11 protein-coding genes are annotated in these 15817 nt (G+C 58.3%); 6 read left to right on the plus strand and 5 right to left on the minus strand.

Features of this window, described 5'->3' with window-relative positions:
* Nucleotides 1-57: 57 nt before the first annotated feature.
* Entirely contained in the window at nucleotides 58-588 is a 531-nt protein-coding gene (locus tag HMPREF3149_RS00395) for an alkylhydroperoxidase, AhpD family (RefSeq protein ID WP_070535618.1), read from the minus strand.
* Between the two features lie 46 nt (nucleotides 589-634).
* Nucleotides 635-1228, minus strand: coding sequence for a peroxiredoxin (locus HMPREF3149_RS00400; RefSeq protein ID WP_042531202.1), 594 nt, complete (start codon nucleotides 1226-1228; stop codon nucleotides 635-637).
* A gap of 159 nt (nucleotides 1229-1387) precedes the next feature.
* Here HMPREF3149_RS00400 and HMPREF3149_RS00405 point away from each other — a divergent pair, with 159 nt between their 5' ends.
* Complete coding sequence (locus HMPREF3149_RS00405; protein WP_070535621.1) at nucleotides 1388-2347, plus strand: hydrogen peroxide-inducible genes activator; 960 nt, start codon at nucleotides 1388-1390, stop codon at nucleotides 2345-2347.
* An 88-nt stretch (nucleotides 2348-2435) separates the two neighbouring features.
* Here HMPREF3149_RS00405 and HMPREF3149_RS00410 read toward each other — a convergent pair whose 3' ends face one another.
* Complete coding sequence (locus tag HMPREF3149_RS00410) at nucleotides 2436-3530, minus strand: hypothetical protein (protein ID WP_070535624.1); 1095 nt, start codon at nucleotides 3528-3530, stop codon at nucleotides 2436-2438.
* A 94-nt stretch (nucleotides 3531-3624) separates the two neighbouring features.
* Between HMPREF3149_RS00410 and hrpA the strand changes: the two genes are divergently transcribed.
* Nucleotides 3625-7500: an ATP-dependent RNA helicase HrpA gene (gene hrpA, locus HMPREF3149_RS00415; RefSeq protein WP_070535627.1), complete on the plus strand. Its 3876-nt coding sequence runs from the start codon at nucleotides 3625-3627 to the stop codon at nucleotides 7498-7500.
* On the opposite strand, the gene nrdR is transcribed toward hrpA, so the two are convergent.
* Nucleotides 7497-7955 (minus strand): transcriptional regulator NrdR, encoded by a 459-nt coding sequence (nrdR, locus tag HMPREF3149_RS00420; protein ID WP_042531210.1) that lies wholly within the window; start codon nucleotides 7953-7955, stop codon nucleotides 7497-7499. The genes hrpA and nrdR overlap by 4 nt on opposite strands.
* A gap of 835 nt (nucleotides 7956-8790) precedes the next feature.
* On the opposite strand from nrdR, the gene lexA reads away from it, so the two are divergent.
* Entirely contained in the window at nucleotides 8791-9513 is a 723-nt protein-coding gene (lexA, locus tag HMPREF3149_RS00425; RefSeq protein ID WP_042531212.1) for a transcriptional repressor LexA, read from the plus strand.
* Between the two features lie 377 nt (nucleotides 9514-9890).
* On the plus strand, nucleotides 9891-10673 hold the full coding sequence (locus HMPREF3149_RS00430; RefSeq protein ID WP_042531214.1) for a DeoR/GlpR family DNA-binding transcription regulator: 783 nt from the start codon (nucleotides 9891-9893) through the stop codon (nucleotides 10671-10673).
* A 103-nt stretch (nucleotides 10674-10776) separates the two neighbouring features.
* Here the strand turns inward: HMPREF3149_RS00430 and ptsP are convergent, their stop codons facing one another.
* Nucleotides 10777-12462: a phosphoenolpyruvate--protein phosphotransferase gene (ptsP, locus tag HMPREF3149_RS00435; protein ID WP_070535630.1), complete on the minus strand. Its 1686-nt coding sequence runs from the start codon at nucleotides 12460-12462 to the stop codon at nucleotides 10777-10779.
* A 233-nt stretch (nucleotides 12463-12695) separates the two neighbouring features.
* On the opposite strand from ptsP, the gene pfkB reads away from it, so the two are divergent.
* Entirely contained in the window at nucleotides 12696-13667 is a 972-nt protein-coding gene (gene pfkB, locus HMPREF3149_RS00440) for a 1-phosphofructokinase (protein ID WP_070535633.1), read from the plus strand.
* 22 nt (nucleotides 13668-13689) lie between these two features.
* On the plus strand, nucleotides 13690-15810 hold the full coding sequence (locus HMPREF3149_RS00445; protein WP_070535636.1) for a PTS fructose transporter subunit IIABC: 2121 nt from the start codon (nucleotides 13690-13692) through the stop codon (nucleotides 15808-15810).
* The last annotated feature ends 7 nt before the right edge of the window (nucleotides 15811-15817 follow it).

The raw sequence follows: 15817 nt of genomic DNA on the forward strand, positions 1-15817 counted from the left end.
CCCCCACGCCGCTGATGCAGTCGTGGGGCGGTACGGTGTGAGCATGAGGCCAAGCAGTTACGCAGTTCGGACGGACTCTGCCTGGAGTGCTTGGGCGACAGCCTCGACAACGCCGGCGACCTTAATGCCTTCCCAAATCTGCTCCTTGGTCACGCCTTCCTCCAGAAGAGTGTTGGCGTGGGCAGACAGGCAGTGTTCACAGCCGTTGATCGCAGAAACAACCGTGCTCCACAGCTCAAACGTGGCCTTGTCCACGCCCGGCTTGGAGATGATGTTCATGCGCAGGCCGAACTTAACTTGGGCGAAGTCACCACCCAACCAGCTCTTGGCGCGATAAGCCACATTGTTCATGGCCATTACCGTGGCAGCGCCGAGAGCCGCGTCAAGCGCTTCCTCGCTGAGGTGCTCGCGGGCGTCCTCGAGAATCTCCTTGAGCACGAGGTCATTGCGAGTAGCTGCAGCGGCGGCAACCAGGCTGCCCCACAGCTGCTCCTCGTTCAGCTCGGTAGTACGGGACAGCGTGCCGAGGTTGAGCTTCTGGTCCTTGGCATAGGCCGGAAGTGCGGACTTTAGGTTATCGATAGACACTGGCGGTCTCCTTTCGCGGACTTTCCTTGTCAGTCACCGCCCTTAATTAAAGGGCAGACTTAACGACGTCCAGTTTGTTGATGTTCTTCGTCGGGTCGTTAGCCTCCCAGTTGCAGGCGCAGACCTCCTCCGACTGCAGCGCATCGAGCACGCGCAGAACCTCATCAACGTTGCGGCCAACGGCATCCGGAGTGACGGAGACGAACTGGATGACACCATCTGGGTCGATGATGAAGGTGGCGCGATCGGCGACGCCGTCAGCGTTCTCCACGCCGAGGGCACGGATCAGGTCGTGGCGGATGTCAGAGAACATCGGGAACGGAACTTCCTTGAGCTCTGGGTGGGTAGCGCGCCAGTTGAAGTGGGCGTACTCGTTATCGGTAGAGCCGCCAAGAATCTGGGTATCGCGATCCTGGAACTCTTCATCCAGCTTGCCAAAGGCCGCAATCTCGGTCGGACACACGAAGGTGAAATCCTTCGGGTAGAAGAATACAACCTTCCACATGCCGCGGTACTTATCCAGTGAAACCTGCTCGAAGTAATCCTCCGGCTGGTTCGCGTTGACGTCGTGGAGGTCACCACCCTTCAGCGCAGTTAGCTCGAACTCTGGGAACTGTTCGCCGACGGTCAGGATAGGCATAGAAAGAGTCAACTCCTTGCAGAAATTGTGATGCAAATCTCTGTAGCTATATGTCAGTGCGCCATTACGCTGGCATGTAGCCACTCAGTTGCTAAGTATGCCAACAGCACCTTCGCAAGTCAATAGTTTGACTTATTTATAAGTGTTAGAGTTATAGGCATGAACAATAAGGAGTATCGGCCGACGCTGGCGCAGCTACGCACCTTCGTTACCATCGCGGAGAACAAGCATTTCGGAACCGCAGCCGCCAAGCTCGATATCTCCCAACCCTCCCTTTCCCAAGCCCTCGTGGCCCTCGAACAAGGCCTGGGCATCCAGCTCATCGAGCGCTCTACCCGCAAGGTGATCGTCACGTCCGCAGGCGAAGAACTTCTTCCTTTCGCCAAGGCTGCCCTCGAGGCCGCGGATGCCTTCCTCGCTCGCGCCAGAGGCACCAACGGTACGTTGTCTGGGCCTCTGACCATTGGCATAATCCCCACGATCGCCCCCTACATACTTCCCGCACTGCTCCAGTCCATCACGGAGGTCTATCCCAATCTCGAGCCCCGATTCGTCGAGGAGCAGACTCAGCACCTACTCACTAAGCTGCGCGAGGGCACCATCGATCTGGCAATCACAGCCCTTCCCACCGAAGCCTCCGGAATGGTGGAAGTCCCTCTGTACACCGAAAGTTTCACGGCCGTCACGCCCACCGACCACCCCCTCGCGGGACGCGAGGACCTCACGCTCGAGCAGCTTGACGCCCTTGATCTTCTGCTTCTCGATGACGGCCACTGTCTGCGCGACCAAGTCCTTGATCTGTGCCGACGTGCCAAGATCAATCCCTCCGAGGCCACCAATGCTGTGACTCGCGCGTCCTCTCTCACCACCATTCTTCAACTCGTCATGGGCAGCCTCGGCACCACGCTGGTCCCCGAATCAGCGTTGGCTACCGAGTGCACACACCCACAACTCGCCGTGGCACGGTTTGCCCCCACCGTTACCGCGGAGCGCCAAGTGGGCCTCACATTCCGCTCATCCGCAGCCCGCGCAGAGGAATTCCGAACCTTCGGAGCTCTAGTCACTGCCGCCTACCATGCTGCGCTGACGCGTTCCCGCGAGCTCTTCCCAGTTCCCTAAAACGAGAGGTGCCCCTTTCCTCTGTCCGTCCTGTGTGGATGGACAGAGGAAAGGGGCGAGATCACTCGTTACGCGCGAGTGTTATGCCTTACTGCACCGCCGGAGCATATCGACCCTGGCACTGACGGCACAGATGCGCAGTAGCCAACTGCATAGCCGGGGCAATGACCACCAGCGCAAGGCCCAGCGTTATGAGCGAGGCCGCAAATAGCAGAGCAGAAAGAACAATGAACAGCAGGATATGACCGTAGTTGTCCTTACCCAGCTTCAGCCCCTTCGAGAATGCCTCACCGATGGAGGAGGTGTCCGCGGCAAGCCACGGCATGAGGACGAAGAAAGGCTGGATGAACAGCGCGACAAGAAAAGACACTAGCAGCAGGCCGAGTATGGAGCCCACCAAGGTCATCACCTGGCCATCAGAAGGCTGTTCCAGACTGTCCAACTCGGACGCTGACAGACCACCAAAGCCCACCACGATAGCTATGACTACCAATGCGACAATGACTATAGCGGCCAACAAGCCCAATACAAGGCTTACAACAAACGGCTGGATCCAACGGACCCCTTGGAAAAGGGTCCCCCACGTCGGCTTTGGCGTGTCAATCTCACGGTAGGCCAAGCGGTAGACCACAAGTCCAATGACGAGAGAAAGAATGCTCGTCACGAAGGAGAGGAGGTCGAAGACAACGCTGACTCCATCACCTTCGGCATTCTGCGCTGCGTTGACCCCTGCCTGGCTAACAAGCTGAATAAGACCAACGACGACAGCGCCTAGAATCCACAGCAACGGGTTCTTCAGGGTGGCGTTGAATCCCCACTTGATGGCTTCAACAGCGCTCACCGGACCGGTATAAGCTGGGCCAGCCTGCGGGCCAGGACCACTATAACTGCTGTCGTCTCCGTATCCTGCTCCTGCGTAGCCTTCCTGGCCAGCGTTATAGGCACCGTAGCCGCCGTAGTCCTGGCCAACGCCAAAGGAGTCGCTGCCAGATGAGCTGCCTCCGTAGGCGCTTCCGCCGAAGCCCTCGTTAGAGCCATAGCCACCAGGCTGGCCGAAACCTGCCTGGTCTTCTGGGTGGTTGGTCGGCTCATAACGTGGCAAGTCACCATTATTATTGACACCACCACCGAAGCCGTTCGAGGAGGAATTGTTCTCTGAATTAGGGTCAAAGGGATTAGTCATTACTTGTGTCCTTTGCATCTTTGGTCACACGGTCAACACGAGAATACCAACAACGTCACGTTAATCGGTGAAAGAGTAAGCTTTTAGGGCGATTATGACTGCAACTCGCGATGAACTCTATAGCGCTCTCACCAATGTCTCTTTGAGTGATGAGCGCGCTTTCCGACGCCGCCTCCGCAAAGCCCGCGCACCCCAAGCCCTCGAGGCCATCAGAGCCGATATTGCTGCAGCCCAAGAGCGCATTAGGGCCATCGACGCTGGGGTCCCCGACATTAACTACCCGGAGCAGCTTCCTGTCACCGCACGGCGAGACGACATTGCTGATGCCATTGAGAACAACCAAGTGGTGATCATTGCCGGTGAGACCGGCTCCGGTAAGACCACTCAGATCCCAAAGATCTGTCTGGAGCTTGGTCGCGGACGCCGTGGACTCATTGGCCACACGCAGCCGCGCCGTCTGGCTGCCCGCACTGTGGCCGAGCGCATTGCGGATGAGCTCAATCAGTCGATCGGGGAATCGGTAGGCTATGCCATCCGCTTTGATGACCGAGTCTCTGCCACCACTGCGGTGAAGCTCATGACGGACGGCATTTTGCTTGCGGAGATGCAACGAGACCGCTTCCTTAACGCGTACGACACCATCATCATCGATGAAGCTCACGAGCGCTCCCTCAATATCGACTTCCTGCTGGGATATCTCAAACGTCTGCTGCCCAAGCGCCCGGATCTCAAGGTGATTATTACCTCCGCAACTATTGACCCAGAACGCTTCGCAGAGCATTTTTCCAACGCGGAAGGAGAACCTGCTCCCATCATCGAAGTCTCTGGCCGCACCTACCCGGTAGAAATCCGCTACCGCCCCCTTGAGGTGGAGTCCGGTGGTAAGACCATTGACCTCGACCCCTTGGACGCCTTGTGCGAAGCCATTGAGGAGCTCATGGCCGAAGGCGAAGGAGATATCCTCTGTTTCTTTCCTGGCGAGCGCGATATTCGTGATGCGATGGAAGCTATCGAGGGCCGACGATGGCGCGGCGTGGAGGTCACTCCCCTCTTCGGCCGGCTCTCCAACCAGGAGCAGCACCGCGTCTTCAGCTCGCACCGCGGTCGACGTATCGTTTTGTCCACCAACATCGCCGAGACATCACTGACCGTGCCCGGTATCCGCTATGTTGTTGACACCGGTACGGCACGTATCTCGCGCTATTCCACCCGAACCAAGGTTCAGCGCCTGCCCATCGAACCTATTTCTCAGGCCAGCGCCAACCAGCGTTCGGGCCGCTGTGGCCGTGTCGCTGATGGTATTGCTATTCGCCTCTACAGCGAGCAGGATTTCCTTTCTCGCCCAGAATTCACGGATCCGGAAATTCTGCGCACCAACCTTGCCAGCGTCATCCTGCAGATGATCTCGCTGCGCCTCGGCGATATTTCCGAGTTCCCCTTTGTCCAGCCGCCCGAGCCCAAGGCCGTTCGCGATGGCCTTCTTCTTCTCCACGAACTGGGCGCACTCCAAGGCAAAGAAAAGGACGGCCTTCCGGTTCTCACCCGCGTAGGCCGCGACCTCGCGCGAATTCCTGTCGATCCACGTATGGCCCGCATGCTCGTAGAGGCCAACAGCTCTGGATGTCTGACGGACGTCATGATCATTGTCGCTGCGATGACGATTCAGGATGTGCGTGAACGTCCCATGGACAAGCAAACCCAGGCTGATCAGTCGCATGCCAGGTTCAAGGACAGGACCTCCGACTTCCTGTCCATGCTCAACTTGTGGGACTTTGTGCAGGAAACCCGCGAAGAAATGAGCGGCAACGCCTTCCGCAAGCGCATGAAGGCGGATTTCCTGCACTATATGCGCATCCGTGAGTGGTTCGATCTTGTACGCCAACTGCGCGATGTGGCCAAGCAACTCGGATGGAAAGCCCAGGAAGGTACCGAACGCCGCCCGGATGACATCCACATGTCCCTGCTGTCCGGACTGCTCTCCAATATCGGCGCCCGTGATGGAAACTCGAAGGAATTCATCGGCGCCCGCAACACGCGGTTCCTTGTTTTCCCCGGTTCTGCCCTGGCAAAGAAGCCACCGGAGTTTCTTATGGCTGCCGAACTTGTGGAGACCTCCAGGCTTTGGGCACGCGACGTCGCAGCTATCGATCCAGCGTGGGTGGAAAAGTTGGCGAAGGACCTTCTAAAGCACAACTATTCCGACCCGACATGGTCACGAAAACGCGGTTCCGCTGTGGTCACCCAGCGCTCGACCCTCTACGGGGTCACCGTAGTGGCTGACCGTACTGTGCCTTACCACCGCGTCGACCAAGCAGCGGCCCGCGATATGTTCATCCGCAATGCGCTTGTCGACGGCGACTGGACGACCCACCACCACTTCTTCCACGACAACAAGCGCAAGCTTGCTGAGGCCTCCGAATTCGAGGAGAAGGCTCGTCGCCGCGGACTTGTCGTCGACGACGATACCTTGTTCGACTTCTATGACCAACGCATTCCAGAGACGGTCACCACGGCTCGGCACTTCGATTCATGGTGGAAGAAGCAAAAGAACAAGCATGCCCTCGATTTCGATCCAGAGAAGCTCCTTGAGGATGACCATGACGTCACCGAGGAGGCTTTCCCCGACCGCTGGCTGAAGGGCAGCATCGACTACGACCTCTCCTACAAGTTCGAACCTGGCGACCCGCTCGATGGCGTCACGCTCATGGTTCCCGTGCCGCTGCTCGCGGGCCTCGACACTGAAGGTTTCGACTGGCTAGTGCCGGGCCTGCGGCTTGAGCTGGTCACGGAACTTATTCGGTCCCTTCCTAAGGCACTGCGCCGCACAGTAGTGCCGGCCCCTGAGTTTGCGGAACGTGCGCTCCCTAAGCTTCTTCCCTACGAGGGACGCCTCACCGAACAGCTGGCTTCCGTGCTGCAGGAGATGGGTGGCCAAGGCATTAACGCCACTGATTTCCGCCCCGATCAACTTGATCCACACTTGCGGATGAACTTCGCAGCGGTGGATAAGCGCGGCAAGGTGATCGATTCCGACCGCGACCTCAAGGCTCTAGTCCAGCGTCAAGCCGGGCACATCTCTTCCTCTGTGTCCCGAGTCGGCCGCAAATCAGAATCCAAAGTAGTCAAGGAATGGTCTGACGATACCCTTGGCAGCATCGACGAAGAGGTCACCACCGTAGTGGATGGCCACGAAGTCACGGCCTACCCTGCTCTTGTGGCCACCAAGGAGGGTGTGGCCCTCAAGGTGCACCCCACGAAGGCAGCTGCCGATGCCTCCATGATCACCACCACGCTCACACTTTTGTTGCGGGAGATTTCCGTCAATACCCAGCAGATGGTCAAGGGCCTGCCGTTGCAGCAGCGAGTGGCTGTCGATGCTTACCCGCATGGCGGAGCTAAGGGACTCATCAACGACGCTCGAGTCGCAGCGGTTCGAGACATCATGATGGAGAAAGGAGGCCCGGTCCGCAGCCCCGCTGAATTCACCGCGTTACTCAATGCGGTGAAACCAGAAGTACCTGGCCGAGTCCGACAAGCTGTCGTGGCGATTGCCCCCGGTTTGGCTGAGTATTCGAACCTCTCCGCGGAGCTGAAGCAGTGGGAGGGCCCAGCCATCGACGATATTCGTTCTCAGCTTGAGTTCCTCTTGCCTCCGAACGCGCTCACGGTCCATGGTATCCAGCACCTGCGTCATCTTCCGCGCTATATACAGGCCGCGCGGATTCGCCTCGAGGACATGAACCTCGATCCAGACCGTGATGCCGACCGTCAGGCAGACGTGGACGAGGCCAAGGCTTATCTGGCTAACCGTTTGCGGGCTCTACCCCCTGGCCGCGAAAAGACGCGTGAGGTCAAGGACATTTACTGGATGATCGAGGAACTGCGGGTCTCACTCTTTGCCCAACGCCTGGGAACCGCCCACGCAGTTTCCCTTCGCCGAGTGCAGAAGGCCGCCGACAAAGTGCGCTAGAAGTAGTCTCGATCGCGTCGACGCATAAGGCGAATCTCAGATTCGAAGTCATCCGCGCTTTCGAAAGACTTGTATACGGACGCAAATCGTAGATAGGCCACCTCATCGAGGTCACGCAACGGCTCGAGAATGGCTAGGCCGATGTCGTTGGCATTCACCTGGGAGGATCCATGGCTGCGCACAGTTTCCTCTACCTCTTGCGCCAGCTTCTTCAGTGCATCATCACTCACGTCACGGCCTTGGCATGCTCGTTGCACGCCGCGAATGAGCTTGTCGCGACTAAATGGCTCAGCAAGACCATTGCGTTTGACTACCAGGAGGACCGCTTTTTCAACAGTGGTAAATCGGCCTTTACAGGCTGAGCATTCGCGGCGCCGACGTATCGACGTACCGCTGTCCACCACACGGGAGTCAATAACTCGTGATTGTTCGTTGTGACAGAACGGGCAATACACGGCGCGGTATCCTTCCTCACGGTGACTTGAGCTGCGCCCTTCTTACTCACCCCAAGGTGGGTTTAGCACTGCAAGAAACTCGGACGCGGAGTATCGCCCCGTAGTTTACTCACTGTATCGCCCCGCCCGGTATCGGGAGTAGAGGTTACCGGAATTCTACTGGGAGGCCGCGGCCACGTCTTGAGTAGCGGAGGGTGCAGACGGAGCTTGTCCGTCGATGCTCAACCCGCCCCATACCGTGCCGATAAACACCGCAGCGCCGAATACTGCGCCAAGGACATAGTTACCTACGTTCGATCCACCGTGAAGACGATTCTCACCCCTGCATCGCGCAACTGCGGCGCTTTCAACCCGTCGTACATCACGCCTCTGTGTTCTATCTATCGGTGATAAAGTTCGAACATGTTCCGTTGGTGAGATTCGGCGCGCGGAGTCATTACCAAGCGCAGAGGGCTCCCACACCGACGCCGGTGGCACTACTGAAGGACGCGAAAAGCTTTCGCCGCGATCCGAGAAGCTGTGGTTACGGGAGGTATTGAGGGTGATAGCCATGTTGTTGCCTTTCGTTGATTGGTCACTAGGTGATGGTGATAGCTGAAGTGTAGAAAAGCACTCCGACACCATCGAACACTTCCATCGCTAAATAGTTCGAATTGATGCGTATGTTCGATTTATAACACCTCCTCGAAAATTTGTCCACATCTGCGCGCCGACTCTCGAACATTTTTTCTTTACGTGATACAAAGGAACCAGGCGACAACACAATCTGCCCCAGATACATCACCCAATAGATCGCATTTCCCCGACCACCCTCCAAGCCTTCCTAGGAGTTGACATGGCCCGTAAACCCAAAAAGAACGACCAGCCTACTCTCGAATCTCTATCCCCACGCCAACGACGCATTCTCGAGGTCATCCACGATGCCGTAATGCTGCGTGGATACCCGCCAAGCATTCGTGAAATTGGTGACGCCACTGGACTTCAGTCCACTTCTTCAGTGGCATACCAGCTAAAACAGCTCGAGGAAAAGGGCTTTTTGCGCCGTGACCCTAACAAGCCGCGCGCCGTAGACGTTCGCCACTTCCCTAGTGCCGATGATTCTAAGAAACCAGGCCGGAAAGCCAGCTCAGCCAAGGAAACTGTTGAAGCCGTCACGGGTGACATTCCGGAAGAAGCATCCGCACCGACTTATATTCCGGTTGTCGGTCGCATCGCAGCGGGCTCCCCCATCACCGCCGAAGAGAATATTGACACCTACTTCCCTATGCCCGATGACATCGTTGGCAATGGTGAGCTCTACATGCTGCAAGTAGTCGGGGATTCCATGCAGGACGCGGGCATCCTTAATGGCGACTGGGTCATCATTCGTTCGCAATCAGTCGCTGAGGAGGGCGAGTTTGTTGCAGCACTCCTTGATGGAGAGGAAGCCACGGTCAAGGAGTTCCACCGCGATTCCTCCGGCGTGTGGCTGCTTCCGCACAATGAGGCTTACTCCCCGATCAAGGGTGACGAGGCCGAGATCATGGGTAAGGTCGTCTCAGTCTTCCGCAAGCTTTAGACAGTCCCCGCCCCACGTCGCATCTAGCGCCTCTTTCCCTGCTCAGTCTCCCCTCCACACTCCACACGGTGCGGGCGAATCGAGCGGGGAGTTTTTCTTTTTCCACCCCCTTGTGTGTGTATGTGCCCGATCTGCACCCAATCAGCGTGCTAAATCACAGAATCCCAAATGTGCAGGCCAACGCAGGACTTGGAGATGAATCTTATGGCATTCTATGTGTTTTGATTTGTTTAGTTCCGCTTTGCCCGCACTTAATGCGAGAATGGAGACATTGCCACAACATTCGTTGCTTCGTTCGTTCGCCGCTTCGAGACTTTCTCCGAGCCACAGTCCGGCGCAGCGACCGTCCCCCATGGAGCCCCTCAAAGGGAGGAACTATGTACGCAGAAGAACGTCGCCGTCAGATTGCCTCGCTAACCGCCGTGGAAGGCCGGGTTAACGTCACTGAATTGTCCGAACGCTTCGACGTCACTGCCGAAACTATTCGCCGTGATCTTGCCGTCCTCGACCGTGAGGGAGTTGTCCACAGAGTTCATGGCGGCGCTGTCGCCTCCCAATCTTTCCAAACCGCCGAGTTCACCCTAGATACGCGTCAGCGTTCTGCAACTGGAGCGAAGATGGCTATTGCCCGTGCCGCCCTGGATCAGCTTCCAGACGGAGGAAGTATCTTCCTCGACGCTGGTACAACGACTAATGCCCTCGCCGACCTAATCGGCCAGCGCTATTCAGCAGGCCAGTTCAACATCGTGTCGAATAGTCTGCCAATCGCCCTGTCTTTGGCCAACAATGGTGTATCCGATGTCCAGTTGTTGGGTGGCACCGTTCGCGCTATTACCCAAGCGGTTGTGGGCGATACGGCACTGCGAACAATGGCGCTGATGCGCGCCGACGTCGCCTTCATCGGCACCAACGCCTTGACCGTTGACCACGGTCTATCTACTGCAGATTCGCAAGAAGCTGCCATCAAGTCCGCTTTTGTTACCAATGCCCATCGCGTAGTCGTTCTGTGCGATTCGTCGAAGTTGGGTAACGATTACCTAGTCAGCTTCGCTTCTCTCGACGACATTGATGTTGTCATCACCGACTCTGCAGCTCCAGAGACATTTGTCGAGGCGCTCAAGGAGCATGGCATCGACGTCATCATCGCCCCCGAACATTAGTTCCCGGCTGAGGTCTCTGGCTCTACTTAAAAGAACAATCACCCCTGACCCCTCATAGGATTGAGGTGTCAGGGGTGGTTTTCGTTAAGGCATGAAGGGGTCTTTAAAACTCCTCAAGCAGCGCAATAACTGCAGAACGGGCCTCAGATGGGCTCTCTGCATTGACAGCAGCTTCCGCCATCTTTTCACACTGCTCAAAAGTAAGTTCAGCCAGTTGTGCGCCCACTCCAGCAACTGCAGTCGAAGCTGCGGACAACGAGGTCACCCCAAGGCCGGTTAGTACGCACGCCAGCATTGGATCAGCAGCTGCCTCACCACACACGCCGACCGGAACGTTGTTATCGCGGCCAACCACACAGGTGTGCTGAATGAGGCGCAGAACTGCAGGCTGCCATGGATCCGTCAGGTAGGCCAGCTGCGGGGACAGGCGGTCAGCAGCCATCGTGTACTGAGTGAGATCGTTGGTGCCAATAGAAACGAAATCGAGGTGCGGCATGATGGTGTCTGCCATCAGTGCGGCAGCGGGAACCTCAATCATGGCGCCGGCGGTCAGGCCACGCTCACGGCACAATCCCGCAAACCATTTTGCCTCAACCGCAGTGGCCAACATCGGGGCCATGACCCACGTGGTGGAATCCTCATCACGTTGAGCGGCCGCCTGCGCGATGGCATCGAGCTGGCGGGTCAACAGTGCCTCATTGTCGCGCGCGACTCGCAAACCTCGCACGCCCAACGCAGGGTTCTCTTCGGAGTCCAGGGTGGCGTAAGAAATCGGCTTATCCGATCCAGCATCGAGCGTGCGAACGACCACCTTGGCGCTGGGGAACGAGTTAAACACCTTGCCGTAGATACGTGCCTGTTCATCGACGGTAGGTTCCTCGCTCGCAGAAAGGAAGGACAACTCCGTACGGTAAAGTCCAATGCCTTCCGCTTGGGAATCCGAAGCAATACGCGCAGCGTTGCCATCGGCCACGTTGGCCAGCAGCTGCACGCGGTGACCGTCCTTGGTCTGTGCTGGGCCACGCCACTCGGCAACACGGGCTGCCTTCTCACGGTACTCCTCAACGGCCTTGAGCGAGCTCTCACGGTCTGCACCGAGGGACACCGTGCCCACGGAACCATCAACGAAGACCTGCGTACCGGCGTCAATCGTGCGCAATTCCGCTCCAACCGCCACGATGCATGGGATGTCCAGTTGGCGGGCGATAATCGCAGTGTGGCTAGTCGGGCCACCGAGCTCAGTCACCAGTGCCTTGATGTGGGAGGTGTCAAGGGTGGCGGTATCTGCGGGGGCTAGGTCATCAGCGAGCAGAACCGCTTCACCGTCGACCATGGGAAGACCCGGTTCCTGCTCCCCACGAAGCTGCGCAATAACTCGGTCTCGCACGTCCTTCAGGTCCGTGGTGCGTTCTGCCATAACTCCGCCAGCGGCCTCAAACATGGTGACGAATTTGTCCGTTGCACCAACAGTCGCGTACTCAGCATTTTTACCACCGCGAATACCCTTACGGACGGCCTTATGCCAGCCACGGTCCTTCACCATTCCAGCGGTGGCTGTCAACACCTCCGCAGCCTGGCCATCAGCACCAGCAGCGCGCTGTTCTAAGCGGCTGGCGACGATATCGACGGCTTCGAGGAAACGGTCGTATTCTGCATCGCGGTTTTCCTCCGCGATGGTTTCTCCGGCAGTAGGTAGCTCCGGGCGGGGACGAACCCACACCGCTTCGGCATAAGCAACACCGGCAACAACTCCGGTTCCTTTAATGGTGGATGGGGATGCGTTTTCCATGACACAAATCCTTAACGGAGACGATTTTTCCTTAACCCAGAACACCACATGTTGCCCAAAAATTCAATGAAAACCAGAGTGATCCTATTGACAACCAGACACAATCGGGCAACAATCAGAAATGAAACAACATTCACTGTCCAATGGCCGAGACTACCTCAACGTGGCAGGTACACCACGATGACTGGTGGCTCTCAATATGCGCACGCCGCGAAAGGGGACGACTCTCCAGAATGATCCTTACTTTGACCCCGAACCCCAGCATCGACGCCACCATTACGCTCAAGGAAGCGGTACAGCCCGGCTCAGTCCACCGAGCCGCGTCGGTTACCCACGTAGCCGGTGGAAAAGGCGTCAACGTCACCCATGCGGTGACGAAAGCAGGCGCCGACAGCCTAGCTCTCCTGCCGGCCGCTCCAGGTGATCACTTCCTCGCACTCACTGCGGCAGACTCCATCCCCGTCCACGCGGTGGAGATTGACGGTGCTGTGCGAACCAACACCACGTTGACGGAGCCTGATGGCCGAACGACCAAACTCAACGGCCCCGGACCCACGCTCAGCGAAGGAGATCAGAAAGCTATCGCCGCAGCGCTCGCCGAGTACGCGCCTCGTGCTGAGTGGCTCGTCATGGCTGGGTCCTTGCCCAAAGGCGTTTCTGCTGATTGGTACACACACCTCATTACCGTCGCCCGCGAGGCCAACCCCCAGCTCCACATCGCCGTCGATACGTCCGACGCCCCTATGGTCGCGCTCGGTGAAAACCTCGATACTGCCGCCCCCGATCTCATCAAGCCCAACGGTCTTGAGCTGGGGCAGCTCGCTGGTGTCGACGGCCAAGCCCTAGAGGTATCCGCTGAGAACGGTGACTTTGAAGACGTTGTGAAGGCCGCGAGGGACGTCGTCAAGCGCGGCATCTCCGAGGTCCTAGTCACGCTAGGCAGCGCCGGCGCGGTTTTGGTCACCGAAGATGAAGCCTGGGCCGCTACTCCCCCGCCAGTGACCGTGAAGTCCACCGTAGGCGCAGGTGATTCTTCCCTGTCCGGATACATCCTGGCTCGCCGTCGCGGCGCCTCGAGCGCAGACGCCTTGCGTAGCGCTGTGGCCTACGGCTCCGCAGCCGCCGGCCTTCCCGGAACACAACTCCCCACCCCCGAAGAACTTGATATCGAAGGCACTGCAGTCAGTGCAGTCCCCGCCCACTAGCACCTGTTAGGAGTGCACCCACATGGCATCCGATCTCATCACCACCGACCTCGTCGCTCTCGACGCTGACTTCGGTGACAGCATCGAATCCGTCATCACCAACCTCGCCACGCTGGTCCACAAGACCGGACGAGCAAGCTCTGTCGACGAACTCGCAGCACCCGCCATCGCCCGTGAGGAAAAAGCTGGTACTGGTGTCCCCGGCGGCGTAGCTATCCCGCACTGCCGTTCAGCGGCAGTCAGCGAACCCACCTTAGCTTTCGCCCGACTCTCCCACGGCGTGGACTTCTCGGGGCCCGATGGCGACGCACAACTGGTCTTTCTCATCGCGGCTCCCGAAGGCGGTGGCAAGGCACACCTTAAAATTCTGTCCAAACTCGCCCGAGCACTCGTTAAGAAGGACTTTCTTGAGTCGCTGCGCACCGCAAAGACCACGGACGAGATTGTGACACTGGTCCTGGACGTCGTCAACGCCGAAAAGCCTAAGAAAAAGACCACCGACACCGCTCCAACTACTGCGGTTGCAGCAGGAGCAGCTTCTGCCGGCGCCGCTGTTCCCGCCTCGGAATCTCGCCCCGCGCAGAGTGCCTCAGATGCAACAAAGACACGCATCGTCGCCGTCACCGCCTGCCCAACCGGCATCGCACACACATACATGGCTGCCGATGCCCTGACACAGACCGCAGAGGAACGCGATGACGTCGAGCTAACCGTCGAAACTCAGGGCTCCTCCAATAACACTGCTGTCTCCGCCGACACCATCGCGGCTGCCGACGCCGTCATCTTCGCCACCGACGTTGGTGTCCGCGACCGCGAGCGGTTCGCAGGCAAGCCAGTCATTGAATCTGGCGTCAAGCGCGCCATCAACGAACCAGGCGTCATGATTGATGAGGCCATCACCGCCTCTACCAACCCGCATGCCCGAAAAGTCGCGGGTACCGCACGCACCGAGCACTCCGACTCAGCAGAAGAAGGCGAAGGTCTGAGCTGGGGCAAGCGTATCCAGCAGGCCATCATGACGGGTGTGTCCTACATGGTGCCGTTTGTCGCAGCTGGCGGCCTTCTGTTGGCGCTGGGATTCTTGCTTGGCGGCTACGACGTAGCCAACGGCTGGCAGGCTATTACCACCGAATACTCACTGACGGACCTGCCAGGCCATGACGTAGTGGTCGACGGCGCAACGATGACCTTCAAGCACTCAGGCCTTGGCCTCTACCTCGGCGCGGTACTCTTCGCCATTGGCCAAGCGGCGATGGGCTTCATTGTCGCAGCTCTCTCCGGCTTTATTTCCTTCGCACTGGCAGGCCGCCCTGGCATCGCGCCGGGCTTCGCCGGCGGTGCCATTGCTGTCACTGTGGGTGCAGGCTTCATCGGCGGCCTCGTCACCGGTCTCATTGCGGGCTTCGTTGCCATGTGGATTGGAAACTGGAAGGTGCCGCGCTGGATTGGCTCCCTCATGCCCGTGGTCATCATCCCACTTCTGGCTTCGCTCATCACTGGCCTTCTCATGTACCTAGTGCTGGGCGTCCCACTCGCCAACCTCATGGAAGGCCTGCAGAACTGGTTGTCCTCCATGTCCGGTTCCTCGGCCGTGCTCTTGGGCATCATTCTTGGCCTTATGATGTGCTTCGACCTCGGCGGCCCGGTCAACAAGGCCGCCTATCTCTTCGCCACTGCCGGTTTGTCCACGGGTGATGAGGCTTCCATGCAGATCATGGCTGCCGTCATGGCTTCCGGCATGGTGCCACCGATTGCTCTTTCCTTGGCTACTTTTGTACGCAAGAACCTCTTTACCCCGGCTGAGCAGGAGAACGGCAAGTCCGCATGGCTATTGGGTCTGTCCTTCGTGTCCGAGGGAGCCATCCCATTCGCCGCTGCCGATCCGTTCCGCGTCATCCCGTCGATGATGGTCGGCGGCGCTGTCACTGGTGCATTGTCTATGGCACTGGGAGTGGGCTCACGTGCCCCGCACGGCGGTATCTTCGTGGTCTTTGCCATCGAACCGGCGTGGGCATACTTCGTCGCGATTCTGGCCGGCGTCGTTATTTCAGCTCTCGCAGTAATCGCTATGAAACAGTTCTGGCCCAATAAGACAGCTGAAGAGGCTGCTGCCAAGGCTGAATCAGCTGCGGCTGCCGCGTAATTCCGGA

The organism is Corynebacterium sp. HMSC05E07, from assembly GCF_001807225.1.
In the GTDB taxonomy this organism is placed as follows: Bacteria; Actinomycetota; Actinomycetes; order Mycobacteriales; family Mycobacteriaceae; genus Corynebacterium; species Corynebacterium singulare.